Below are 24439 nucleotides of genomic sequence, written 5' to 3'. Positions count from 1 at the left end.
CGGGATAAAGGGTATCATGCAACGACGACTCTGCCTTCTCTTACTGTTCGGGTTCCTCTGCCTGCCGGCCACGGTGCGGGCCGAACCCGCCGTCACCGTCAGGACGGAATATTACGACATCTACGGATGGACGGCGCAAGAGCTACGCCAGGAGATGGGGCGCCTGGGAACCGTATGGCGGGACGGAAAAACCTACGATGCCCTGACCACCTGGATGGCCAGGTGGTGGTTCACCTGGGAGTCCGGTCCCGGCAGCTGCCGGGTTACAGGCGTTGAGACCTCGGTGGAAGTACTGCACCGCTACCCCAGGTGGGCAAATCAGGATGAGGCGGCCCCCGAATTGCAGCATCACTGGGCCCGTTACATGAAAAACCTCAAGATCCATGAAGACGGCCACAAACGCATCGGCATCGCGGCAACGGCTGCCATTGAGGAGGCCATCCGGCAGATGCCCCCGCATCCCAGCTGCCGCAACCTGGAAACCGCGGCCAACGCCCTGGCTGACGAGATACTGGACACCTACAGGGCCAGGGAAGCCGACTACGACAAAAAAACCGGTCACGGAAAGACCCAGGGAGCGGTGTTTCCCTGACACACAACACACGGGGACCGAAGCCCCGGGCAGGACAACCCCATGAACATCACACAAGACGACAAACAGACCCTGAAGGTTGAAGAAAAGAACCGCACCATCGTGGCCATCGCAGGGATTGCCATCGCCTTTTGCCTGGTCCGCACCGCCTTTTCGGTGCACACCTTCGGCCTTGAGTACGCCTACTACCTCCACTGGATTTTCCTGGCGGCGGTGGCGGCCTTTGCCGGGTGGCGGTTCACCGAAGAAGTCACCTTCACCTTTGACCGCACGGCTAAAACCGTTACCTGGCGGCGTAAAAAACTCCTCGGCACGGCCCAGGAAGGGACCCTCGCCTTTGACGAGGTGGAGGATGTCCGGATCGGGTACCGCGGGAGTGGAAAACGCGCCTCCTACCGCATTGAATTCGTTGTCAAAGGCGCCCCTTTTCCCCTGTCCGATCTCTACGCCCAGGGCCAACGGGGTCAGGAAGCCTGTAACGCCGTTGCCCGGCGCATGCTGGAAGTGATGTCCCGAACCGTAAAATAAAACGCCACAAGCGCCCAAAACAAAACCCCAATCCATGGCACTGGATTGGGGTTTTTTCACGCGCAGGCAGATCGGGATGTGTGGGTTGACCTGCGCGGTCCTTCCTTAAACGTTTACAAAGGGTTCCTGTCAGGCCCGGCTGGGATCCAGGGTGGGCAGGTTGATGCAGGTGGCCGCCGCCTCCATGCCCCTGGGGCACTCCTGAAGGGCCATGGGCAGGGGATGGGCCGCAGATTGAAACCAGACCCCCACATGTGCCCCCAGGCGTTTCTCCAGGTATGCGTAATTTTTCTTGATGGCCGGATCCACGCGCACGGGAAACCGCAGCCAGGTCGGGGTGGCATCCGGCGACGGCTTCGGGGGCTCCAGACCGTTTCTCAGGCACCAGACCGCCCACTTTTCGGCCGCACGCCGCCTCTCGGCCAGCTGGCGGTCCACCCGGGAGAGTTGCTGCATCATCAAGGGCGCCACCGCATGGGGCAGGCTCCAGTGATATTGGCTGCACGGAGCGCCCGCCAGCTCTTCGTCATGCATCTGGGGCACAAGCCGGTCCGAAAGAAGCCCTTCGGCCAGGCCGGAGGTCACAAACCGAAACGGGCAGCTGTGGGTAAAATAGCTGTGGATGAGGGTCCAGAGAATCCGCCGGGTAAACTCCGGCGGGGCCGGGGTGAGGCGCGCTGCGTCCTCTTCCAGGCGGCGGCCGATCTCCGGGTTGTCGGTGACCACAAACCCGCCGTGGATGGTGTTGATGATCTTGGAACGCTCACTGCTGAAAAACCCGATATCCCCCAGGGTCCCCAGGAGTTTCCCGCGCCAGCGGCCGCCCGTGGCATGGGCGCAGTCCTCGATGACATAGAGACCGCGGCCCCTGGCAAGGGCAAGGAGGTTCTCCAGATCCCGACCGGGCATGCCGAAGGTGTGCTGGATGAGTATGGCGCGGGTCTTGTCCGTCAGCGCCCGCTCCACAAGGGAGGCGTCCATGCCGTAGGTGTCAAGTTCGATGTCCACGTAGACGGGTTCGATCCCTTCATACCGAAGGGCGTTGACCACGCACTGGCAGGTAAAGGCAGGAATAAGCACCTCGTCCCCCGGGGTAAGCCCCAGGGCGCGGACCACCGCACACAACGACGCCCTGCCCCCCATGTAAAACCCGGCGTGGGCCACGCTGAACCGCGCCTTCACCGCCCGGGCGAGCCGTTGCAGCCCATCCCCGCCTGAACGGGTTCCCGGACGCATCAGGGCCCTTGCCGCCAGAATCACATCGGCCATGCGCAAGGTGGCCGAAAGCAGCGGCACCGGCATCACGCGCTGGCGGCGCTTGAGTCGCTTCACATTGATCCCCTGCTGGCGGGCAAGGCATCGGATCGTACGTCCCAGCCTTTCCATGATCACCCTCCTTCGCTAAGCACTAACCAAACATCTCATGTTCTCATGGGGTAGCACAGTAAACCGGGATACTCAACTATCACAATATCGCTTGAAAACTAATTTCCTACCTATATCCCCAACCATAGCTCTTTAAAATCCAAGAGGATCCTGAATATCACAATCCCTTTTTCATATCCTCAAATAAATTCAGGATAATATTTTCCTATGGACAATTGTGCCATGCTTCTATATCAAATTACTTATCAGCACCTGGCTTGTATCACGATGCCAAAAACATTTACTCTTCGGAAGACATTCAAAATGTTCCCCGACACCTGTTTTTGCATTGTCATACAACCGACTTGAAGGGACAGGCACATACGTGAATCGTCCGCGCCATGCGAGTATTCCCAAGACGATTCGTATCGCACGACGCGATATCCCGCCGTTCGCACCCACGCGACAGGAAGCGATTCAAAGGAGCCATGTCCTCAATTCGCGACGCCATCATCACATCTTACGTGCTGCATCATGGGGAGTTGAAAGGCGACGCAGCGCCGGGCACCGCAATGCCGTACCGGACCGTTTTTAAGGCGACCAACCGCCCATGCAGGCAAAAACGCTCCTGACAAGCCCCGAAAGACATGACGTGATAAGCGGTTGTCGCAAGTCACACAATTTTTTGAGGAGGAGATGTGGATATTTTCAGCAACCGTTTCGAGATGAGATGGGCCGCCATCATCCTAACCATGTACGGCCTCATCATGATTCCCTTTCCCTGGTATTTCAACGAAACCTACGTGCCTGGTTTCGGGGGGGTCCCCCGGTTTGTGTATGCCTGGGTCCTTCACGGCATTGCCGTGCTGATCCTGGTCTGGCGCTTCAGCCGCGAGGCACTGAAGCGCCCCGAGTACCGGAACTTCGAAGACATTCAACCTGAGAAGTAGAAAGGAGCAAGCAATACCATGGCTGACCCCGCAACATTGGTGACCCCCACACCGGTCCCGTTTTTCGTATCCATTGCCATCTACTTTGCCCTCATCGGCTATATCGGCTGGCGAGCGGCCAAATCCACCAAAACCCTGAGCGATTTTTTCGTCATGAGCGGCAAAGCCGGCGCCCTGGTGGGCGGCTTTGCCTATTTCGCCTCCCAGTACAGCATGAGCACCTTCATGGGCGTGCCTGCGGTCACCTACTCCACAGGCTTTTCCGGCATGAGCATCTCGGTGCCGGGCCTTGCCTTCTCCATGATCATCCCCGCCCTCTTTGTGGGGCGCAAGCTGATGATCATGGGTAAAAAGTACGGTTTCCTCACCATGACCGACTACCTCTCGGACCGTTACGAATCCAACGCCATCCGGGCGGTTCACGCCGTGATGATGATCGCCTTTCTCGTGGCCATCATGGGGGCCCAGACCGTGGGCGCAGGCGTTATCCTCAACACCTTCACCGGCCTTCCCCAGTGGATGGGCGTGGTGGGTATGGGAATCATCGTCATCTGCTACTGCATGGCCGGCGGCATGAAAGGCGCCATGATGACCGACGTCCTCCAGGGCTTTCTCATGGTGACCACAGCCATCGTCACCTTTATCGTCTCGGTGAAGGCCGGAGGCGGGCTCAGCCAGATCACCACGACCCTTGCCGACGCCAACCCTGCTTACCTTACCCACCCCGGCGCCAAGGGCAACTTCCCCTGGGCCTCCTACATGTCCATGATCGTCATGTGGAGCTTTTTCACCATCGGGCAGCCCACCCTCTTCACCAAGTTTTTCACCATGAAAAACTACGAGACCATGTTCAAGGCTGTCATCCTGGGTACCCTGGGCATGCTGCTCTCCGCAACACTCATCGAGTGGGCCGGGGCCAACGCCATCGTCTCCGTACCCGGGCTTACCGGCAAGCAGACGGACTTCATCGTCCCCATGCTCCTCCAGGGCAATCTCAACCCCATCCTGGCCTCCATCCTCATCGCAGGGGTGGTCTCGGCCGGTATGAGCACCATCGACGCCCTGCTTGTGGTGGCCACGGGCGGCGTCACCCGGGATATCTACCAGAACCTCATCAACCCGAAGGCCTCCGAGAGCCAGATCTTTGCCCTCTCCCGCTGGGTCACCGTGGTCATCGGCGCCTGCGGCATCGCCATCGGCATCATCAAGCCCGCCACCATCTTCGGACTCATCAAGTTCGCCTTCGGCGGACTGGGCATCTGGGTGGCCCCCGTGATCCTTGGCATGTACTGGAAAAAAGCCTCCCGCACCGGGGCCATCGCCGCGGTGATCTTCGGGGAGGCCCTCTACATCTCCATGAAGCTCTGGTTCAAAACCTGGTCCTTCGGCTTTGACCCCCTCATCGTCTGCTGGGCCGCCACCATGTGGGTCATGGTTCTCATCAGCCTCTTTACCCGCCCCGCGGGCCAGGAGACCATCGAGCGCCACTTTGACCGGCTGGTTCCAACGGCCGGTGCCCCGGAAGAGGCCGCGGCCACCCCGCAGCCCAACGTCGCCTGACAGAATCCATGCGGGAGGGCCACGGCGCCTTCCCGCACCTTTACCCATAACAAAACACATTCAACCGTCGAGCCGCCGGGCTCAGTCTCCCGGGAGGAGTTGTGAAGATCACCATTGACAAAACCCTGCCTGTCTCCATATCCGTCCAGATCGAAGGCGCCGTGGAATTCGGCATCATGGCCGGTGCCTATCGCGAGAACAACCAGCTGCCCACGGTGCGAGCCCTGAGCAGCGAGCTCGGGGTGGCCCCCATGACCGTCACCAAGGCATACAAATCCCTGAAGGCCAAAGGCCTTCTGGAGTCGGTCACAGGCAGGGGGACCTTCGTGGTGAGGGATCCCAGGGAGCTCAAACACCAGAACCGCCTGGAGATCCTTCGCCGGGAGTTTCTGGCCCTGCTGGAAAAAGCAAGGATCCTGGAGGTGGACCCCGCGCTTTTCATCGGCATGTTCAACCAGCGGGAAGCCGAGATGGAAGCCCCGGTGCCCCTTCGCATTCTCATGGTGGGGAACTCCCGGCGCATCAACGAGTGCTACATCCGGAGAATTCGGGATTTCCTCGGCCGGGAGCCCCGGTTCGACAACATGGATTTCGCCCAATTCAACACGTTGACGGACACCAGGGCCCGCAACTACAACCTCATCCTCACCATCCCCCACTGCATGGCCCGAATCCGGCTCAAGGTGGGGGATACCGTCCCGGTGATGGCCCCGTACCTCATCCCCTCCAAGGAGACACGGGAAGCCCTCGCCGCCCTGCCCCCCGGCACCACCGTGGGAGCCATCTCCCATTTTGCGTCCTTTGTCCCGGCCATGGCCGAAGGGATCCGGCGTTTTGCCCCCCAGGTGGGAACCATCCGCATGGAACTGGCCAGCAGCCCGAAGCTGCAGGAGCTCGCCGATGTCACCGACGTCCTGATCTACAGCACCAGCAGCCTGGGGACAGCCAAAGCCTTAACGGGCGTACGCCTTATGTTCGAGTACGCCCACACACCAGAAACACGGTACCTGCGGGAGATCCTGGTCCCTGCGGTCCAACACATCCAAAAAGAAGTACAGCTATGAAGATCGCCGACATGAACTGGTTCCAGGTCGAATCCTACCTGAAAGCCGACGACCGGGTGGTCCTGCCCCTGGGAAGCACCGAGCAGCACGCTTACCTGAGCCTCTGCACCGATTTCATCCTCTCTAACAAACTGGCCGTAGAGACCGGTGAGGGGTGCGGTGTTCCGGTTTACCCGGGCCTGCCCTACGGCATCGCCCCTTACTTTTCCGCCTACCCGGGGACCGTCACCATCCGCCCAGAGACCTATGGCGACTTTGTGACGGACATCCTCAACAGCCTTGTAAAAAGTGGTTTCAGACGCGTGCTTATCATCAACGGGCACGGGGGCAACAGCCCGGTGGAGGAGATCATCCGCTCCCGCATGGCCACCGTACCCGAGTGCCAAATTCTCTTCCACAACTGGTGGTCGTCCGAGGATGTGATGGGGGCGGTCCACGCCGTGAGCCCCAACGCCTCCCACGCCTCCTGGATGGAGAACTTCCCCTGGACCCGCCTTGAGAGGGTCTCCCTCCCCCCCCGGGAGAAGGCCCCGTGCGATCCCCCGAACCTGAGACAGCTTCCCCCCACCGAGGTGCGCTCCCTTCTGGGGGACGGCAACTACGGGGGCGCCTACCAGGCCGACGATGATGCCATGCTCTCTATATGGCGCACGGCCGTGGCCGAGACCACGAAGCTCCTGGACACCGGCTGGGAGAACTGACCGTCCCGCCCCAGCCCCTGCAGGGGGCTGTTCCGCCCACAAAAAAACCCCGCCTCTTTTGCAAAAGGCGGGGTTTTTTCTATGGAGTCACGGGCCTGCGGTGGCAGGCCGCGGGATCTTTTTTACTTCTGGTCTTTGACCTCTTCGAAGTCGGCATCCACCACGTCGTCGTCGGCGGGTGCGGCCCCGGCGCCTTCGGCACCGGCCTGGCCCTCTTCGGCGGCCTTCTTGTAGGCAGCTTCAGCGATCTTGTGGGAGGCCTGGGTCAGTTCCTCGGTGAGCTTGGTGATCTCCTCGACGTCTTCCCCTTCCATGGCCTTCTTGAGCTTTTCGATCACCTCGGCCACATTGGCCTTGGTGGCTTCGTCAGCGCCCTCGCCCACTTCCTTGACGGCCTTTTCGGTCTGGTAGACCAGGGCGTCTGCGGTGTTGCGGGCTTCCACAAGGGCCTTCTTCTGCTTGTCTTCGTCGGCGTGGAGCTCAGCGTCCTTGACCATCTGCTGGATCTCTTCTTCAGAGAGACCGCTGTCGCTGGTGATCTTGATGGACTGCTCTTTGCCCGTGGCCTTGTCCTTGGCGGAGACGGAGACAATGCCGTTGGAGTCAATGTCAAAGGTCACTTCGATCTGGGGCACGCCGCGGGGTGCGGGGGGAATGTCAGACAAGTCGAAGCGGCCCAGGGTCTTGTTGGTTTCAGCCATCTCGCGCTCACCCTGGAGCACGTGGATGGACACGGCGGGCTGGTTGTCGGCAGCCGTGGAGAAAACCTGGCTCTTACGGGTGGGGATGGTGGTGTTCTTTTCGATGAGCTTGGTCATCACGCCGCCCAGGGTCTCGATACCCAGGGACAGGGGCGTAACGTCCAGAAGAAGCACGTCATCCACGTCGCCTTTAAGGACGCCGCCCTGGATGGCGGCACCAAGGGCAACCACCTCGTCGGGGTTCACGCCTTTGTGGGGCTCTTTGCCGAAGATGGACTTCACGCGGTCCTGAACAGCGGGCATACGGGTCATGCCGCCCACCAGGATGACTTCGTTGATCTCGCCTGCGGAAAGGCCGGCGTCCTTCATGGCGGTGACGCAGGGCTTGGCCAGGTTCTCCAGGAGGTCAGCCACCAGGGACTCCAGCTTGGCGCGGGAGAGCTTCACGTTCAGGTGCTTGGGACCGGAAGCGTCGGCGGTGATGAAGGGCAGGTTGATGTCGGTCTCCATGGCGGAGGAGAGCTCCATCTTGGCCTTTTCAGCAGCCTCTTTCAGGCGCTGCAAGGCCATCTTGTCGCCGCGCAGGTCGATGCCCTGCTCACGCTTGAACTCGTCGGCCAGGAAATCGATGATGCGAAGGTCGAAGTCTTCGCCGCCCAGGTGGGTGTCGCCGTTGGTGGACTTCACCTCGAACACCCCGTCGCCGATCTCGAGGATGGAGACGTCGAAGGTACCGCCGCCGAGGTCGAAGACAGCGATCTTCTCTTCGGACTTCTTGTCGAGGCCGTAGGCAAGGGAGGCTGCCGTGGGCTCGTTGATGATACGCAGTACGTTGAGGCCTGCGATGCGGCCTGCGTCCTTGGTGGCCTGGCGCTGGCTGTCGTTAAAGTAGGCGGGCACGGTGATGACGGCGTCAGTCACCTCTTCCCCGACGTACTCTTCGGCGGTCTTCTTGATGTTGGCCAGGATAAACGAGGAGATCTCTGCGGGGCTGTGCAGGCTGCCGCGCAGATCAATGCGCACGTCACCGTTGTCTGCTTTTTTCAGTTCGTAGGGCAGGATCTTTGCGTCACGCTGTACTTCGCCGGAGTCGAACTTGCGTCCGATGAGGCGCTTCACGCCAAACACGGTGTTTTCGGGGTTCGTGATGGCCTGACGCTTGGCAATCTGGCCCACGAGGCGCTCGCCGCTCTCAGAGACGGCAACGGTGGACGGTGTGGTGCGCCCCCCTTCGGTGTTGGTGATGACTTTGGCGTCTCCGCCTTCCATGATCGCGACACACGAGTTGGTTGTTCCCAGATCGATACCAATAACTTTACCCATTTTTTCCTCCATGCCTGTGCATCCGAGAGCAGGCTTCCAAATAAGTCTTTCCTGATAACTGTTCTGATGTGTATGGCCCGGGACTTGGTCTATTCGGCCTCGGCCTTTTCGTTTTCACCTGCGCTGAGAGCAGCCGCCTTTGAGACGACCACCATGGCCGGGCGAATAAGCCTGTCATGGAGCAGGTAACCCTTCTGCATCTCTTTCACAACGGTGTTTTCAGGGACCGCATTGGTCTCTTCCTGAATCACCGCCTGGTGAAAGTTGGGGTCAAAGGGCTTGCCTTCGGACTCCAGTGGCTTAAGGTGAAACTTTTCGAACACTTTCGTTATTTCAGTCAGGGTCATTTTGACCCCTTCAATGACGCCCTGTCCGGACTCGTCACTGCCATCCCCGGTGGACTCTACAGCCCTTTCGAGGTTGTCGATGACGGGAAGAAGCTGCTTGATAAACGCCTCGTTGGCGTACTTCTTCGACTCCTGAAACTCCCGGGCGGAACGTTTCTTAAAATTCTCAAATTCGGCGGTGGACCGAAGCAGGCGGTCGTAACTCTCAGCCGCCTTGGCCTCTGCTTCCTTGACTTTCTCTTCCATCAACTCCTCAGGGCTTTTGGCGACCTCTTCGGCCTCAGCTTCTTCGGCAGGGGCCTCGTCGACAGCGGTCTCCTCTCCGGTGACCTCTTCAACGGCCTCACTCGCCTGTGCTACGGTTTCTTCTCCAGGCGTCTCGCCTTTTGCGTCTGTATGGTTCTGACTATTTTTGGCCAATGCTCACTCCTGATTCTCTCGACCCGGAAAACTCCGTCGCGCTCCGTGAAACCACCTGACTGGGTCTCCAAAAACCATCCGGATTTTCAGCCGGACAGCCGCGTCTCACAAGCAACCGATTCACAGTCCCATGAATATGAGGATTCGGGGCCACGCAGTTGAACCGGGTCTTTCACCCGGATATTTATAAAGGACAAACAGTCGAACTTTTTGCCTAAACCATTAATGAACCGCCTGCATCATGCGATTCGAGCAAAAAGTAATACGTATTGATCAGTTGTCAATGGGGGATTTACGCAAAAAAATGGGGAAAAGGGCTCTGAAGGGGGCCTAGATGGGAGATCACCGGGAAAATACGGCAAAAAAAAACCTGACCGCATCCGCCGACCGGGATCGATCCACGACACAGACCACATCCCTTAGTGCTGCTTCCTTCCGGATCTGACACGGTTCGAGCGGGGCTGTTGCATGGCGGCCGGTCGGCAGGACACGGCCAGGAGAGATACATATACGTCGAACGACGGACCATTTCAAGCCCCTTTTTAACCAAAGGTGAGGTCTGAAGGAATCTTTGTCCCGTCCCGGAAGCGCTCCAATCAAGAGCATCCCCTTTAGAATCAAGCCACAAGGCACATTTCACTCCAACCTTCACACGCCTCCCCGGTTGACACCGGGCAGGGGGTATTCTACCCTCATCATCAGCCGGTGGGCCGCGTCACACAATACGGCCAAACGCCCTAACCCCAACCTCAACCCCCCAAAAAAACCGTTTCATGACACGACACCCCCAGACAAGGCCCGTACAGACCGTTCGCGACACACTGGCACGCCACGCCATGTGCCGGCCGGGCGATCACCTGCTGGTGGCCCTCTCAGGAGGCCCCGACTCCATGGCCCTGCTGCATATCCTTCACCTGCTGGCCCCCGGGCTGGACCTTACCCTTTCGGTGGCCCACCTCAACCACGGCATCCGGGGCGAGGCCGCGGACAGGGACCAGGCCTTTTCCAGGCAGGCGGCAGAAGACCTGGGCCTTCCCTTCGTCACGCAGACCATGGATGTCCCGGCCCTGGCCCGCCAGTCCGGCACGGGCCTGGAAGAAGCGGCCCGGGACGCCCGCCGCGCCTTTCTCCGTGAAGCGGCCCTCTCCTGCGGGGCCCGGCGCATTGCCGTGGGCCACCACAAAGGCGACATGGCCGAGCAGGTGTTGATGAACCTGTTGCGCGGCTCGGGCCTCAAGGGGCTGGGCGCCATGGACCCGGTGACCTCCGACGGCATCATCCGCCCCCTCATGGAACTCTCCCGAAACGAGATCACAGGCTGGCTGAGCCACCGGGGCATCGGCCATGTCACAGACGCCTCCAACAGCGACACCGCTTACACCCGAAACCGAATCCGCCACCGGCTCATCCCCATGCTGGAAGCCGAGTTCAACCCCTCGGCCGTGGACACCCTGGCACGGACAGCGAGCCTTCTCAGAGACGAGGAGGCCTGGCTCCGGGACCTGACCGAATCCCTGTTTAATGACTGCACCGTCTCCCGGGAAGACGGGCACCTGGAACTCTCCGCCTCCAAACTCAGGGGCCTTCACCCGGCGGCCCGTAACCGGGTACTGCGCCGGTCGGCGGCCGCCCTCTGCGGCTCCACCCGGACCCTCAGCGCCGCCCATATCCAACGCCTCACCGAGCTCCTGGACCGGGGGCAACCCGGTCACTATGCGGACCTTTCCCGGGGCCTCCGCGGTATCTTCACCCAAGGGGCCCTTCACCTCACCACGGAGACCGGCAACCTGAGGCACACCCGGCCCCAGCTCCTTTCAGGGGTTCCGGCCTTCTCCTATGAGGTACCCCGCCCTGCCCCCGGAGAGTCCTGCACCGTGCACATCGCCGAGACCGGAGACCGCCTGACCATCGGCTGGGCCCAGGCCCCGGATGAGCTTGCCACCAGCCGCAACGCCTGCAGGGTATACGTGGCCCCCGGGTCCGCGGACTTTCCCCTGACCATCCGAAACCCCCGCCCCGGGGACCGCTTCCGGCCCCAGGGCGGCAGCGGGGGCCGCAAGCTCGGCCGCTTTTTCTCCGACTGCGGCCTGGAAGCGTCGCTGCGGTCACGCGTTCCCCTGGTATTTTCAAAAAACACCCTCATCTGGGTGGCGGGATACCGCCTGGACGAGGCTGCAACCCCACCGTCTCCCGGTGCCCCTGCCCTTGAGATGGTGTTCCACCCGTATAAAAAAGGATAAATCCCCCCGGATGCGTCTCATTATGTCTTGCCTAAATTGCAATGATGATTAATATGAGGGTAACCCTGCGCTGAATTCAGGGATGAACCGATGACGAAAGATCATGGAGGACCCATTTCTTGAACCCATTCTATAAAAATCTCTCCCTCTGGCTGGTAATCATTCTGATGATGATCATGCTCTACAACATCTTCAATCAGAACCAACCCGGAGGCCAGACTGTCCCTTACTCGGAGTTTATCTCTCAGGTGGAAAGCGGGAATGTGTCCCGGGTGACCATCCAGGACCAGAACCTCCTGGTAACGAACAGCAGCAACGCCACCTACAAGGTATTTGCCCCCAACGACCTCCAGCTGATCCCCACCTTGCGGGACAAGGGCGTCATCATTGAGGCCAAGCCCCCGGCTGAGGCCCACTGGCTCGTCTCCATCATCGCCTCCTGGCTGCCCATGATCATCCTCATCGGGATCTGGATCTTCTTCATGAAGCAGATGCAGGGCGGGGCAGGCGGCAAGGCCATGAGCTTCGGCAAGAGCCGCGCCCGTCTTCTCTCCGAAGACCGTGAGCGTGTGACCTTCCGTGACGTGGCAGGGGTGGAAGAGGCCAAGGAAGAGCTCACCGAGGTGGTGGACTTCCTGCGCGACCCCAAAAAATTCACCCGCCTGGGCGGCCGCATCCCCAAAGGTGTCCTCCTTGTAGGCCCTCCGGGAACCGGCAAGACCCTTCTGGCCCGCTCCGTGGCCGGAGAGGCCGAGGTGCCCTTTTTCACCATCAGCGGCTCCGACTTTGTGGAGATGTTCGTGGGCGTGGGCGCATCCCGTGTGAGGGACCTCTTTGCCCAGGCCAAGAAAAACGCCCCCTGCATCATCTTCATCGATGAGATCGACGCTGTGGGCCGACAGCGTGGCGCAGGCCTCGGCGGCGGCCACGACGAGCGGGAGCAGACCCTGAACCAGCTCCTCGTGGAGATGGACGGCTTCGAAAGCAACGAAGGGGTTATCCTCATCTCCGCCACCAACCGCCCCGATGTTCTGGACCCTGCCCTTCTTCGCCCGGGTCGCTTCGACCGCCAGGTGGTGGTGGACCTGCCCGACATCAACGGCCGCAGGAAGATCCTGGAAGTCCACATGCGCAAGACCCCCCTGGCCGACGACGTCCACGCCCTGAACCTGGCCAAGGGGACCCCCGGTTTTTCCGGTGCGGACCTGGAGAACATGGTCAACGAAGCCGCCCTCCTGGCCGCCAAGCGGGACCAGGACAAGCTCCGCATGGTGGATTTTGAAGACGCCAAGGACAAGGTCTACATGGGCCTTGAGCGCAAATCCAAGGTCATCAAGGAAGAGGACAAGAAGACCACGGCCTACCACGAAGCGGGCCATGCCCTGGTGGCACGGTTCCTTCCCGGCACCGACGCGGTGAACAAGGTCACCATCATCCCCCGCGGCAGGGCCGCAGGCGTCACCTGGTTCCTCCCGGAAGAGCGGGACTTCAAGTACAAGGACCAGCTCGTCAGCGAGCTTTCCGTTGCCTACGGCGGACGCGTGGCCGAAGAGCTGATCTTCAACCGCATCAGCACCGGGGCTTCCAACGACATCAAGCAGGCCACGGGCCTTGCCAACAAAATGGTCCGGGACTGGGGCATGAGCGACTTAGGGCCCCTGTCCTACGCCAACTCCGACGACCATGTCTTCCTCGGCAGGGAGATCGCCCAGCACAAGGATTATTCCGAGCACACGGCCCGGCTCATCGATGAAGAGGTCACCCGTTTCATCACCGACAGCTACACCAAGGCCAAAGAGGTTCTCACCGAGAACATCGACGTGCTCCACGCCCTCTCCGAACTCCTTCTGGACAAGGAGACCATCATGGGCAAAGAGCTCGACGAGCTCATCTTTGCCATGCGCCCGGGCATCGTCCTCCCCTCCAACCCCCTGGACTCAGGCGACGATGCCGAGACACCCGACGAGGTGATCCTGGAGTCCGACAGCCAGGACGACTCCGGTACAACCGTTTAAACCGACGCTTCCAGGCGACGGGGCCTTGTTTTAAAGGCCCCGTCGCCCCTGCCCGGCCCCGTTCCGGGGCGAAAGGACCTCCCATTGCCATGATCCCCTTTGACATCTCCTGGAAAAACCACCGACTCAACCTCGGGCACCGCACCTGCATCATGGGTATCTTGAACGTCACCCCGGACTCTTTTTCCGACGGCGGCCAGTTTTTCAACGCGCAGCACGCCGTCAACCGGGCCCGCCAGATGGTGGAAGAGGGGGCTGACATCATCGACATCGGCGGCGAATCCTCCCGCCCCAACGCCGACCCCGTCTCCCTGGAAGAAGAGCTGCGACGCGTGGTGCCGGTGGTTGAAGAGCTTGTCAAACACATCGATGTGCCCATCAGCGTGGACACGGTCAAGGCAGAGGTGGCCCGGCAGGCCCTTAATGCAGGCGCCGCCATCATCAATGACATCACCGCCCTCACCGGCGACCCGGAGATGGCAAAGGTGGTGGCTGAGTTTGACGTGCCCGTGGTCCTCATGCACATGAAAGGGACCCCACGCACCATGCAGGACAGCCCCTCCTACCACGACCCCGTCGGCGAGGTCATCGCCTACCTGAAAGAGGCCATTACGCGGGCCGAGGCCGCGGGCATCGCACGGGACAAGATCATCGTGGACCCGGGCATCGGCTTCGGCAAAACCGTGGGCCACAACTACACCATCATCAAGCACCTGAAAAACCTGGAGTGCCTGAACGTGCCTGTTCTCATGGGCACCTCGCGCAAATCCTTCATTCGCAAGACCCTGGAAGAGGGCGTACGCATCGCCCCCATGGACGAGATCGAAATCGGCACCCAGGCCACGGTCTCCGCGTCCATCATGGGAGGCGCCCACATTGTCCGCGTCCATGACGTCAAATCCACGGCCGTCACGGTCAAGGTGATGGACAACGTCACGGCGGCCCGATAACCGAGCCGGGGCTTCCCGGCGAAGCCCCTTTTCCCCCACCTTCAAGAGCCCCGGAGACCACGGTGACCGCAGAGGAACATCACAACCGGAGAGACCTGTACCGATTCGCCCTGGGCTTTGGCCTTGCAGCCATTCTGGCCCTGTTCCTCCTGTCCCTTGTCCTTCTGACAGGACTTCGGCGCGAGGAGCACACCCTGGTCTCTCCCATTGAGGTCACCGGGATTCCCGAAGGCTATGTCATGGTCCGACAGTCCCACGCCCGGGCCAAGATCCGGGTAAGCGGGACGCCAGCAGACCTCGACCACATGGAGCTGCTCCGCCTCCAGGTGACCCTTCCCGACCACCCCGCCATGGAAGGCTCCTACCCCGTCACCCTGCGCCGGGAAGAAGCTCCCTCCGTGGAGATCCTTGAGATCACCCCGTCCGAAATCCATATCCGCCTGGCCGAATCCGTCCAGAAAAACATCCCGGTAACGGTTCGCCTGGTGGGCAGCCCGGCCCCGGGGTTCCGCCTGGGCGAGGTAACGGTCACCCCCGCCGTGGCCCGGGTTTCGGGCCCGTCCGAAGTGGTCCGGGACATCACGGCCATTCGCACCACCGCGGTCTCGGTCTCCGATGCCACGGCCCCGCTGTCCGTCAAGGTCCCTGCGGAACACGTCCCCGGAAAGGGCCGCCTCACCCTGTGCCCCGAGCTCTTCACCGTTCGCGTTCAGGTGAAGGAGATCCACGCCACCAGGCGCCTTGCCGGGATCCCCATCACCACCGGACCGGACGAATCCCGCCGCATCTCCATCACGCCTTCCACCGTGGACATCTCAGTGACGGGCCCGGCCCGGCTTGTGGACAAGCTCCGGGCAGCCACAGGGATCTCCGCCGTCATCGACACCCGCGGCCTGGCCTCCGGCATCTATGTTCGCAGGGCAGCCATCACCCTTCCCCGGGGCGTCGACCTCATCAGCGCCAGCCCCGAACTCTTCACCGTCACCGTTCCCGGATCCTGACTCCCGGCCCACTGCCACCACGAAAGCCCGCAACCTTTGCGCAGAAGTGTTGCCGGGGCCCGTCAAATGGGGTAGGATGCCGGGGTTTGTATGTTCCGGCAGACGGGCCCCTCGCCCTTGCCGTCCCTTGAGAAACGACGATAGAAAGAAACGGCAGCGGCGGCTTGCGCCCCAAGGGCCCTAAAGCCGCCATGATGAGGAGACTATGGTACTGGTTATCGATGTGGGAAACACCAACACGGTGATGGGCCTCTTTGAGGGCAAAACGCTGATCCACGACTGGCGAATCCGCTCCCAGAAAAACATGACGGAGGACGAATTCAACCTGCTGGTCAACGGCCTGTTCAAGGAGCGGGACATCAATCCCCAAAGCATCCGAAAGACCGTCATCTCCAGTGTGGTTCCCCGCGTCAAGGACATCCTCCAGACCTTCTGCACCAAGTACCTCGGCCACGCCCCCATCTGGGTGGACAACGAAACCACCAAAGACCTCATGCCCGTCCTCTACCGGAACCCGGCCGAGGTGGGTGCCGACCGCATCGTCAACGCCATCGCCGCCTACGAGAAATACAGCTGCGCCATCATCGCCATCGACTTCGGCACGGCCACGACCTTTGACATCATCTCCCCCAAAGGGGAATACATGGGAGGCGCCATCTCTCCGGGCGTCATGATCGCCTCCGAGGCCCTGTTTGCCAACGCCTCCAAGCTGCCCCGCGTGGAGATCTGCTCCCCGCCCGAACGGGTCATCGGCCTGGACACCGCAGAAAGCATGAAGTCCGGCATTATTTTCGGATACGCAGGCCTTGTGGACGGCATGGTGGAGCGCATCAAAAAGGAGCTGGGCTGCACGCCCAAGGTCATCGCCACAGGCGGCCTTGCCACCCTCATCAGCCACGTCTCCTCCACCATTGAGTCCGTTGAGCCCGAGCTCACCCTGGAGGGCCTCCGCATCATCAGCGAACGCCTTTAACCCGGGGAAGCGCAGCGCCTCCCCGCCATACCCTATCGGCCGAAAGAGCCCCTTTCGGCCGCCCCTTGTCCCCGGAAAACCAAAGCAAACCGTATTGATTCAGCCCCGCAGGGGCTGCTCACCTGAAACGGGATAACCCCCGAAAATTTCTGCGGAGCTTTTTTAAAAAGCACCCCGCCTAAACCAACCGATCCATAGAAACAAACCATACACGGAAGGAAAGACCATGGCCGACGTACTGAGCAACAACCTGTTTTTTGTCAAAGAGCATGTAGGCATGTTCAAGGCCGCAAGCAACTTTGATATCTTCGACCCCGAAAACGGCGACACCTGGATGGAGTGCAGGGAAGAGGGACTGGGCTTTTTCACCAAAATGTTCCGATTCACCAAATACAAGACCATGACCCCCTTTAACATCATCATCCGGGACACCGAAGGAAACCAGCTCATCCGAGTCTCCCGGGGGGTCTCCTTCTTTTTGTCCAAGGTAACGGTCTTTGATGAAAACGATGAGATGATCGGCGGGTTCAAGCAGAAGTTCCTCTCCATCGGCGGGGCCTTCAACGTGCTGGATGCCAAGGATGAAACCGTCTGTACCCTCAAGGGGAAATGGACCGGCTGGGATTTCCGTTTTCTCATGGAAGACAGGCAGCTGGCCCATGTCAGCAAAAAATGGGCGGGCATCGGCAAAGAGCTCTTCACCAGCGCCGATAACTACATGCTTGAGATCTCGGACTCGGTTCCCCAAGGCCACATCTCCCGCAAGCTGATCCTGGCAGCGGTCATGTGCATCGACCTGGTCCTCAAAGAGTAAAAGGCATCACAAAAAAACGCCGCCCCCGGGAGGACTCTCCCCGGGGCGGCGCCTTGATCTCTTCTCTGCAACATAACCTCAGGCACGGTACGGTCAGTCCATGCCCATCTCCTTTTCCAGCCGTGCGATCTCCTCTTCCAGCTCCTTCTTCTCTTCCGGGGCACATTCGCCTTGAGCCAGGCGTTTTTTCAGCCCCAGAAGCACCATCTCCTGGCGGTAATCGCCGCAGGTATACGGCGTTCCGGGTTTGCGCGGAGCCATATCACCTACCTTGAAAATTCGTTGTAAATCCGATAAAAAAGGGTATTTTCCCTTACCCCTTTCTGCAGAATCATGTCGATTTTATCGATATCCCGGTTGTTCACCACCATGTTCACGCTCTTATGGAACCCCACCATCTCATCGCGGGTGCGATGGGTGTCGGACATCAGGAACACCGTCATGTGACGCCGCGTCACCATGGGCTGGCGGTTCAGGTAGATCATCACGCCGTTAACGTCCGGGTTCCGGGTGTCGAACATGGCATCCAGCACCACCACGTCGTAGCTGTGGTACCGCATGCTCTTCAAAGCATCCCGGGTATCCGAGGCCTGGGTCACGCTGTACTCCAGAAGGTCCAGGGCAATGCGCACCTTCTCACGCCTCTCCTCATCCTTGACGCAGACAATGGCCGTGAGCCCGTCCTCCTCCATGAAGTCAAAGGGCCGCTCATCGTCGTCGTAGCTGTCCGCTTCTTTTTCGTCAAAACGGATGGCGGGCTTTCGCTCGTCATCTTCTTCAAACCCCATGGCAGTGCCCGCGGGCGTGCCCCCACGGGGCCCCACAGACAACTTGTTTCCGCACCTGGGGCAGCTCAGGGTCAGGGTCCGGTCTTCCGGGACCTTGTCATCGGGGAAATTGAATTTGCCGCCGCACTTTTCACACGTGATGTTCATGCTCGCCTCCCGGAACGCCTCACTTCATTTTCTCTTTGTACCCGTGATCGATCTCAAGGGAGTCGATGTCGGTGGTTTTTTCACCCCGGGCGCTCTTGACGGAATCGATGCCGCGTCCCACCACCGCCTTGTGGCTGGCGTAGACCATGGCGGTCTCCTGGGTGATCAGGCCCTGCTCATACAGCTGGACAATGTAATTGTCGAAGGTGGACATCCCGAAGTGCTTGCCCTGCTCCATGACGTCGTCGTAGGTCTTGCCGTCGGACTCGCCGTTTAAGATCAGGTCCTTGACCCGGAGGCTTGTGCCCAGGATCTCGAAGGCTGCCACCCGGCCGCCGCCCACCTTGGGCAAAAGGCGCTGGCAGATGATCCAGCGCACCGAATCGGCAAGCCTCAAACGAAGCTGCTTCTCCTCCTCGGACTCGAACATCCCCAGGATACGGTTGATGGTGGCACCGGCGTTGTTGGTGTGCAGGGTGGTGAGCACGAGGTGGCCGGTCTCGGCCGCCCGCAACCCGATCTCCACGGTCTCTTTGTCCCGCATTTCCCCCACAAGGACCACCTTGGGCGCCTGGCGAAGCGCCGCCCTCAGGCCGCTTGCAAAGTTTTCGAAATCGCTGCCCAGCTCCCTCTGGTTGAAGGTGGCCATCTTATGGGCGTGCTGGTATTCGATGGGGTCCTCAAGGGTGATGACGTGCACAGGCCGCGTGGCGTTGATCTCCGAAAGCACGGCGGCAAGGGAGGTGGTCTTGCCCGTACCCGTGGCCCCGGTTACAAAAACGATGCCGTTTAAAAGCTTGGGGATCTCGTAAAACGCCTTGGGCAGGTTCAGCTCCTTCACCGAAGGGACCGTGGTTTCCAGGCGACGCAGCACAATGGAATAGTTGCCCGACTGGGAAAAAATATTGACCCTGAAACGGGCCTTGCCCGGGAGGCTGTACGAAAGGTCGCATGAGCCTGTTCGAATAAGGACCTCGGTCAAGCGACGGTCCTGCCCGATGAGGTTCATGGCGATCTGCTCGGTCTGAAACGGGGTGAGCTCCTTGATGTCCGGCTCCAGGTCCACCTTGAGCAGCTTGCCCGAACTCTCCACCTGCAGGGGACGCCCCACGGTCAGGTTGAGGTCCGAGACGTTGTTGTGAGAATCGAGCATCCGCGAAAGGATGTAGTCCATCTCCTGTTTTCTCATATCCTACCCTCTATAGATGATGGCCTTGGAAAGCGACGGCCCGAGCCTCCACCACCCGTACGCAAAGCGGCGGAGGCAACAAAGCCACGCAAGGAAACGCCTTCGGCGATCGCATGGACTCCCATGGTCAACCGTCGGTGAAATCATCCGGCGCCCCTGCAAGAAGCGGCCTGAACCGCTGCTTGTCGTAGGACTTGCTGTAGGCCTCTTCGGAGCTGATCATGCCCTTGTTGTAAAGCTCCATGATGGAGTCGTCCAGGAGCTGCATCCCGAACTTCTGCCCCACCTGGATGGCCGAGGGGATCTGGTGGGTCTTGCCCTCCCGGATGAGGTTCCGAACTGCCGGGGTGGCGATCATGATCTCAAGGGCCACGCAGCGGCCCTTGCGGTCGGTACGCCGGAACAGGGTCTGGGCCACCACCGCGCGGATGCTGTCGGACAGGGTGGAGCGCACCTGGGCCTGCTGGTTGGCAGGGAAGACCTCCACCAGACGGTCCACGGTTTTGGGGGCGCTGGAGGTGTGCAGGGTGGCCAGGACCAGGTGGCCCGTGGAGGCCGCCTCAATGGCCAGGCTGATGGTCTCCAGGTCCCGCAATTCGCCCACGAGGATGATGTCCGGGTCCTCCCTCAGGGCCCCCCTGAGCGCGGCGCTGAAGCTCTGGGTGTGGTTGCCCACCTCGCGGTGGTTGATGAGGCACCCCTTGCTCTGGTGGACAAATTCGATGGGGTCTTCGATGGTGATGATGTGGTCCTGGCGCATGCGGTTGGCCACATCCAGAATGGCGGCCAGGGTGGTGGACTTGCCGCTGCCCGTGGGCCCGGTGACGAGTACCAGCCCCCTCGGCAGGGTAGCCAGGCGGGAGATCACCGAGGGAAGCCCCAGCTGCTCGGCGGTCATGATCTGGCTGGGAATCTCCCGGAACACAGCCCCGACCCCGTTTCGCTGCATGAAAAAGTTGGCCCTGTAACGGGCAAGGCCGGGGATTTCATAGCCGAAATCCACGTCGCCCGTCTCTTCAAACACCTTGATCTTGCTCTCCGGGGCGATCTCATAGATCATCCCCTTCAGGGTGTTGTTGTCCAGCACCTTGTACTTGACCCGCTCGATTTCGCCATTAATTCGCAGGGCCGGAGGCTGGCCCGCCGCAAGGTGCAGGTCGGACGCACCCTGATCGTGCATCAGCTTAAAGAACGCATCGATTTTTGCCATGGATAATCACTCCTGATTGTGTCAAATCCACGTCATACCGCCGGGGCCCCTTTGATACCCACCGCCCGTTGAGAGACGCTAAAATAAAAATGCGGCTACTAGCCAGGGGGGTTCTACATCATGCCTCGTGCCAGATGATACAAGGAATCCACCAAAAAAATTCTCAAGAAATAAATCGCGGCGATCACCACCAGGGGAGAAAGGTCGATCCCGCCCAGATACGGAATCTTCGAACGAACGCGGTAGAGGACCGGTTCGGTGGCGTTATGGATAAAGCGAACGATGGCGTTGTATGGATCCGGGTTGACCCAGGACAGGACAGCGCGGGCGATCACGATAAACAGGTAAAGGGTCAGGGCCATGTCAAGAACCACGGCCGTGGCTTTGATAAAATTGGCTAAAATAAACATAGCTTATTGGCAGCACCTTTCGAAAAAAACCTCTAACAGGGAAGACCCCGATGGCGGGGTCGGCGTGAATAGATATCTTGATAAAAATATGTTATATATCGGCGATAAGTCAAGGTATTTTGTCCGAAAACGCCAGGCTCCACCGCCACCGTCCACGCCGTGAAGCATCGGTTTTTTCCCGGAATTTTACCCCCTTTCCACCTTCAGCAACCCCTTCTCAAGGAGCAGTTCCATGAGCACATCTGACAGTCGCATCGGTTTCATCGGTGCAGGAAACATGGCCGAAGCCATGGCGGGCGCCCTGATCTCATCCGGAAACGTGCAGAGCCGGCAGCTCACCCTCTGCGATCTCAGGCAGGACCGACTCACCTACCTGGAGACCCAGTACAACGTCCACACCTCGACATCGGCCGCAGATACCTTTGCCCAGGCCACCACCGTGGTCCTGGCCGTCAAGCCCCAGGGCATGGCGTCCCTCCTCAAGGAGCTTCAGGACAAAGGGCTCACCCGGGTCAGCGAGCGAAAACAGATCATCACCATCGCCGCAGGCCTGCCCCTCTCCTTTTATGAAGAAACCCTCTATGACTGCCTCCCCGATGCCTTCGCCGCCCTCCTGCCCATCATGCGCGTCATGCCCAACACCCCGTCCCTGGTTCTGGCCGGCATGTCGGGACTCTGCGGCAACCGCCACGCCTCCGCCGAAGACATGGACCTGGCAGAGGAAGTCCTTTCGGCCATGGGCGATGTGCTGCGCGTCTCCGAAGACCAGATGGACGGGGTCACCGCCGTCTCCGGCTCCGGGCCCGCCTACTTCTTCTACGTGGTGGAGGCCATGATCAACACCGCCAGGGAGATGGGCTTTGAGGGCGAAGCCGCCAAGCGCCTTGCCTTAGGGACCATCAACGGCGCTGCAAAGCTGCTTCTGGCAAGCGACGACGAACCCGAGGACCTCCGCCGGAAGGTCACCTCTCCCGGGGGCACCACCGAGGCGGCCATCAACGAAATGAAAGCCCGGGGCGTGGCAGAGGGCATTCGGGAAGGGATGCTTGCCGCGGCACGAAGGTCCCGGGAATTAAAAGAAGAGATAGGATAGGGGCTAAAGGCTAAGGGCTAAAGGCTAAGGGCTAAGGGCTAAAGGCTAAGAGCTAAGGGCTAAGGGCTAAGGGCTAAGGGCTAAGGGCTAAGGGCGTAAATCTCATCGGCTGCGGCCTGTCAATGGAGCGTGCCTGGGTTTTCCTGCGGTTTCCACCAAGAGCCGAATGCAGAAAAGGCCACGGGATGTGAGGGTTGGCACAGGCACGGCCCTTTTATCCTCAGGGCAAACTTAAGAAAAGTTTGACAACCAGGCTTTGCTTTTATGGGCGCGTCGCAACCGTCCATATTTATTTTTCTGTTTTACCGGATTTACCGGAGAATATTTGCGGAGCTTTTTTCAAAAAGCGACCCGACGGAGGCAACTGAATTTTTAAATGCGTTGGCCCTGGCTTTTATCCTCCGGCCCTGTTGCCAAAAAGTGCGGCCTTCTATATGATCCCCGGACCGAATTGAGCGTGTTCGCACACCGTTATTAGTGTTTCACCAGGGACTCCGGGAGATCGACCATGGGATTCAAAGTGGCAGTCATCGCCGTGTACGCGGCCGTCATCGCCTTTGTGGGCATCATCAACCTCAAGAAAAACAGTTCCTTCGGGGATTTCTTCCTCGGCGGCCGGGCCATCGGCCCGTGGATGAGCGCCTTCACCTATGCCACCGCCTACTTCTCTGCAGTGCTTTTCATCGGCTTTGCCGGGAAAATCGGATGGGGCTTCGGCTACTCCGGCCTCTGGATCGCCCTGGGCAACGCCTTTGTGGGGGTCTTCGGGGTCTGGTACTTCATGGGCAGCCGCATCCGCCGCATGACCGAAGAGCTCTGCGTCCACACCATGCCCGAATTCTTCGAGGCCCGTTACAAAAGCCCGGCCTTCAAGCTCCTGGCCTCCTGCGCCGTCTTTGTCTTTTTCATCCCCTACACCTCGGCGGTGTTCATGGGGCTGAGCTACCTCTTTCAGTCTAACTTCCAGCTGCCCTACACCCTGGCCCTGGTTCTCATGGGCGGGTTCACCGCCCTTTACATGAGCATGGGCGGGTATCGCGCCATGGCCTCCCTGGACGTGCTCTTCGGCATGATCATGCTGGCCGGGGTCCTCACCCTCCTGGGCTTTACCGTCAAGGCAGGGGGTGGCTTTGAGAACCTCACCGCCTCCCTTGCCGCCGTCGATCCCAGACTCACGGCCCCTGTGGGCCCTCCGGGTGCCTGGCCCCTCTTCTGCCTGGTCTTCCTCACCAGCGCGGCCCCCTTCTGCATGCCCCAGCTCGTCCAGAAGTTCTACGCCATCCGGGACGACCGGGCCATCAAGGTGGGGATGGTTGCCTCCACCTTCTTTGCCCTGCTCATCGGCGGCATCGCCTACTTCACCGGAGCCACGGCCCGCGTCTTCCTGACCCCTGCCAACACCCCCGGGGCCTTCAAAGGCGGAAAACCCCTTTTCGACGCCCTGATGCCCGAGCTCCTGGCCAACATCATCCCCGACTCCCTGTCGGTCCTCATGCTCCTTCTGGTCCTCTCCGCCTCCATGAGCACCCTGGCCGCCCTGGTGCTGATATCCAGCTCCTCCCTGGTCAAGGACATCTACCAGGGGTTTCTCAACCAAGACGCCACGGAAAAAGGGCTCACCCGATTCATGCGCGGGGCCAGCATCTTTTTTGTGGTGGTCTCCGTGGCCCTGGCCTGGATGCGCCCGGCCACCATCGTGGCCATCCTCGGTATCTCCTGGGGCGCCATCGGCTCCCTCTTCCTCGGCCCCTTTATCTGGGGGCTCTTTGTCAAAGGATCCCCGGTCCACGGCAGGGGCGCCATGGCCGCGGCCCTGCTCTCCCTTGCCTTGTGTATCGGCCTCTACGCCACCGGCACCAGCTCCCCGGAAGCCGGCACCCTGGGCATGCTCTGCTCCCTGGCAGCAACACCCCTTTTGGGCCTTCTGCTGCCGGAGAAGTAAGCAACAAGCAGGTTGCGAATGCTATGTCCCCTTCGCTTCTCAGCGAAACATAGCATTCGCCTTTGGTTCAGATTAAATTCAATCTGTTTTTAAAACCTGTTTGTCAAACGTTTCGA

22 protein-coding genes and 1 other RNA gene are annotated in these 24439 nt (G+C 60.3%); 14 read left to right on the top strand and 9 right to left on the bottom strand.

Annotated elements, in window-relative coordinates; all coding sequences use genetic code 11:
* Positions 1–16: 16 nt before the first annotated feature.
* Complete coding sequence (locus MSL71_RS17890) at positions 17–592, top strand: DUF922 domain-containing protein (RefSeq protein ID WP_180142960.1); 576 nt, start codon at positions 17–19, stop codon at positions 590–592.
* 42 nt (positions 593–634) lie between these two features.
* Positions 635–1120 (top strand): hypothetical protein, encoded by a 486-nt coding sequence (locus MSL71_RS17885; protein ID WP_180142958.1) that lies wholly within the window; start codon positions 635–637, stop codon positions 1118–1120.
* Positions 1121–1249: 129 nt separating this feature from the next.
* Here the strand turns inward: MSL71_RS17885 and MSL71_RS17880 are convergent, their stop codons facing one another.
* Positions 1250–2506 carry a DegT/DnrJ/EryC1/StrS family aminotransferase gene (locus tag MSL71_RS17880; RefSeq protein ID WP_180142956.1) on the bottom strand — a complete coding sequence of 419 codons (1257 nt, stop codon included), beginning with the start codon at positions 2504–2506 and terminating at the stop codon, positions 1250–1252.
* A gap of 677 nt (positions 2507–3183) precedes the next feature.
* On the opposite strand from MSL71_RS17880, the gene MSL71_RS17875 reads away from it, so the two are divergent.
* The 4 genes from MSL71_RS17875 to MSL71_RS17860 all read left to right on the top strand — a co-directional run bounded on the left by MSL71_RS17875 (position 3184) and on the right by MSL71_RS17860 (position 6760).
* Positions 3184–3435: a hypothetical protein gene (locus MSL71_RS17875; RefSeq protein ID WP_180142954.1), complete on the top strand. Its 252-nt coding sequence runs from the start codon at positions 3184–3186 to the stop codon at positions 3433–3435.
* A gap of 18 nt (positions 3436–3453) precedes the next feature.
* Positions 3454–4995, top strand: coding sequence for a sodium:solute symporter family protein (locus MSL71_RS17870; RefSeq protein WP_180142952.1), 1542 nt, complete (start codon positions 3454–3456; stop codon positions 4993–4995).
* 101 nt (positions 4996–5096) lie between these two features.
* Complete coding sequence (locus MSL71_RS17865) at positions 5097–6059, top strand: GntR family transcriptional regulator (RefSeq protein ID WP_180142950.1); 963 nt, start codon at positions 5097–5099, stop codon at positions 6057–6059.
* Positions 6056–6760, top strand: a complete 705-nt coding sequence (locus MSL71_RS17860) for a creatininase family protein (protein ID WP_180142948.1) — start codon at positions 6056–6058, stop codon at positions 6758–6760. Before MSL71_RS17865 ends, MSL71_RS17860 begins: the two co-directional genes overlap by 4 nt.
* A gap of 122 nt (positions 6761–6882) precedes the next feature.
* On the opposite strand, the gene dnaK is transcribed toward MSL71_RS17860, so the two are convergent.
* From dnaK to ffs, 3 genes are all read right to left on the bottom strand, one after another.
* On the bottom strand, positions 6883–8784 hold the full coding sequence (gene dnaK, locus MSL71_RS17855) for a molecular chaperone DnaK (RefSeq protein WP_180142946.1): 1902 nt from the start codon (positions 8782–8784) through the stop codon (positions 6883–6885).
* A gap of 89 nt (positions 8785–8873) precedes the next feature.
* Positions 8874–9551, bottom strand: coding sequence for a nucleotide exchange factor GrpE (gene grpE, locus MSL71_RS17850; protein ID WP_180142944.1), 678 nt, complete (start codon positions 9549–9551; stop codon positions 8874–8876).
* A 392-nt stretch (positions 9552–9943) separates the two neighbouring features.
* An RNA gene (ffs, locus tag MSL71_RS17845) (signal recognition particle sRNA small type) lies at positions 9944–10026 on the bottom strand.
* 298 nt (positions 10027–10324) lie between these two features.
* Between ffs and tilS the strand changes: the two genes are divergently transcribed.
* The 6 genes from tilS (at position 10325) to MSL71_RS17815 (ending at position 17544) form a co-directional block, all read left to right on the top strand.
* Positions 10325–11791, top strand: coding sequence for a tRNA lysidine(34) synthetase TilS (gene tilS / locus MSL71_RS17840; RefSeq protein WP_180142942.1), 1467 nt, complete (start codon positions 10325–10327; stop codon positions 11789–11791).
* A 119-nt stretch (positions 11792–11910) separates the two neighbouring features.
* Positions 11911–13806, top strand: coding sequence for an ATP-dependent zinc metalloprotease FtsH (gene ftsH, locus MSL71_RS17835; protein WP_180142941.1), 1896 nt, complete (start codon positions 11911–11913; stop codon positions 13804–13806).
* 89 nt (positions 13807–13895) lie between these two features.
* A complete protein-coding gene (gene folP, locus MSL71_RS17830) occupies positions 13896–14756 on the top strand; it encodes a dihydropteroate synthase (RefSeq protein ID WP_180142939.1) in 861 nt (286 codons plus the stop codon).
* 62 nt (positions 14757–14818) lie between these two features.
* A complete protein-coding gene (locus MSL71_RS17825) occupies positions 14819–15757 on the top strand; it encodes a CdaR family protein (RefSeq protein WP_180142937.1) in 939 nt (312 codons plus the stop codon).
* Between the two features lie 205 nt (positions 15758–15962).
* Complete coding sequence (locus MSL71_RS17820) at positions 15963–16730, top strand: type III pantothenate kinase (RefSeq protein WP_180142935.1); 768 nt, start codon at positions 15963–15965, stop codon at positions 16728–16730.
* Positions 16731–16956: 226 nt separating this feature from the next.
* Positions 16957–17544, top strand: a complete 588-nt coding sequence (locus tag MSL71_RS17815; protein ID WP_180142933.1) for an LURP-one-related family protein — start codon at positions 16957–16959, stop codon at positions 17542–17544.
* Between the two features lie 93 nt (positions 17545–17637).
* Here the strand turns inward: MSL71_RS17815 and MSL71_RS17810 are convergent, their stop codons facing one another.
* The 5 genes from MSL71_RS17810 to MSL71_RS17790 form a co-directional block, all read right to left on the bottom strand.
* A complete protein-coding gene (locus tag MSL71_RS17810) occupies positions 17638–17805 on the bottom strand; it encodes a hypothetical protein (protein ID WP_180142931.1) in 168 nt (55 codons plus the stop codon).
* Between the two features lie 5 nt (positions 17806–17810).
* Entirely contained in the window at positions 17811–18479 is a 669-nt protein-coding gene (locus tag MSL71_RS17805; RefSeq protein WP_180142929.1) for a zinc-ribbon domain-containing protein, read from the bottom strand.
* Positions 18480–18498: 19 nt separating this feature from the next.
* Complete coding sequence (locus tag MSL71_RS17800; RefSeq protein ID WP_180142927.1) at positions 18499–19668, bottom strand: type IV pilus twitching motility protein PilT; 1170 nt, start codon at positions 19666–19668, stop codon at positions 18499–18501.
* 127 nt (positions 19669–19795) lie between these two features.
* On the bottom strand, positions 19796–20878 hold the full coding sequence (locus MSL71_RS17795) for a type IV pilus twitching motility protein PilT (protein WP_180142925.1): 1083 nt from the start codon (positions 20876–20878) through the stop codon (positions 19796–19798).
* Between the two features lie 113 nt (positions 20879–20991).
* Positions 20992–21288: a YggT family protein gene (locus tag MSL71_RS17790; RefSeq protein WP_180142923.1), complete on the bottom strand. Its 297-nt coding sequence runs from the start codon at positions 21286–21288 to the stop codon at positions 20992–20994.
* A 232-nt stretch (positions 21289–21520) separates the two neighbouring features.
* Between MSL71_RS17790 and proC the strand changes: the two genes are divergently transcribed.
* Complete coding sequence (proC, locus tag MSL71_RS17785; protein WP_180142921.1) at positions 21521–22381, top strand: pyrroline-5-carboxylate reductase; 861 nt, start codon at positions 21521–21523, stop codon at positions 22379–22381.
* A gap of 508 nt (positions 22382–22889) precedes the next feature.
* On the top strand, positions 22890–24323 hold the full coding sequence (locus MSL71_RS17780) for a sodium:solute symporter family protein (RefSeq protein WP_180142919.1): 1434 nt from the start codon (positions 22890–22892) through the stop codon (positions 24321–24323).
* Positions 24324–24439 lie beyond the last annotated feature (116 nt).

The sequence above is a fragment of the Desulfoluna butyratoxydans genome (assembly GCF_900699765.1).
Classification (GTDB): domain Bacteria; phylum Desulfobacterota; class Desulfobacteria; order Desulfobacterales; family Desulfolunaceae; genus Desulfoluna; species Desulfoluna butyratoxydans.
The sequence above is the reverse complement of the archived record's forward strand: the minus strand, read 5'-3'. Positions and strand labels throughout refer to the sequence as shown.

Bases quoted from the DNA above. Each gene is read 5' to 3' on its own strand.
- MSL71_RS17780 (WP_180142919.1), top strand. From the start codon at position 22,890: ATGGGATTCAAAGTGGCAGTCATCGCCGTGTACGCGGCCGTCATCGCC.
- MSL71_RS17870 (WP_180142952.1), top strand. From the start codon at position 3,454: ATGGCTGACCCCGCAACATTGGTGACCCCCACACCGGTCCCGTTTTTC.
- MSL71_RS17860 (WP_180142948.1), top strand. From the start codon at position 6,056: ATGAAGATCGCCGACATGAACTGGTTCCAGGTCGAATCCTACCTGAAA.
- dnaK (WP_180142946.1), bottom strand. From the start codon at position 8,784: ATGGGTAAAGTTATTGGTATCGATCTGGGAACAACCAACTCGTGTGTC.
- proC (WP_180142921.1), top strand. From the start codon at position 21,521: ATGAGCACATCTGACAGTCGCATCGGTTTCATCGGTGCAGGAAACATG.
- MSL71_RS17815 (WP_180142933.1), top strand. From the start codon at position 16,957: ATGGCCGACGTACTGAGCAACAACCTGTTTTTTGTCAAAGAGCATGTA.
- MSL71_RS17885 (WP_180142958.1), top strand. From the start codon at position 635: ATGAACATCACACAAGACGACAAACAGACCCTGAAGGTTGAAGAAAAG.
- MSL71_RS17880 (WP_180142956.1), bottom strand. From the start codon at position 2,506: ATGGAAAGGCTGGGACGTACGATCCGATGCCTTGCCCGCCAGCAGGGG.
- MSL71_RS17820 (WP_180142935.1), top strand. From the start codon at position 15,963: ATGGTACTGGTTATCGATGTGGGAAACACCAACACGGTGATGGGCCTC.
- MSL71_RS17890 (WP_180142960.1), top strand. From the start codon at position 17: ATGCAACGACGACTCTGCCTTCTCTTACTGTTCGGGTTCCTCTGCCTG.
- tilS (WP_180142942.1), top strand. From the start codon at position 10,325: ATGACACGACACCCCCAGACAAGGCCCGTACAGACCGTTCGCGACACA.
- MSL71_RS17810 (WP_180142931.1), bottom strand. From the start codon at position 17,805: ATGGCTCCGCGCAAACCCGGAACGCCGTATACCTGCGGCGATTACCGC.
- MSL71_RS17795 (WP_180142925.1), bottom strand. From the start codon at position 20,878: ATGGCAAAAATCGATGCGTTCTTTAAGCTGATGCACGATCAGGGTGCG.
- MSL71_RS17800 (WP_180142927.1), bottom strand. From the start codon at position 19,668: ATGAGAAAACAGGAGATGGACTACATCCTTTCGCGGATGCTCGATTCT.
- MSL71_RS17805 (WP_180142929.1), bottom strand. From the start codon at position 18,479: ATGAACATCACGTGTGAAAAGTGCGGCGGCAAATTCAATTTCCCCGAT.
- folP (WP_180142939.1), top strand. From the start codon at position 13,896: ATGATCCCCTTTGACATCTCCTGGAAAAACCACCGACTCAACCTCGGG.
- MSL71_RS17790 (WP_180142923.1), bottom strand. From the start codon at position 21,288: ATGTTTATTTTAGCCAATTTTATCAAAGCCACGGCCGTGGTTCTTGAC.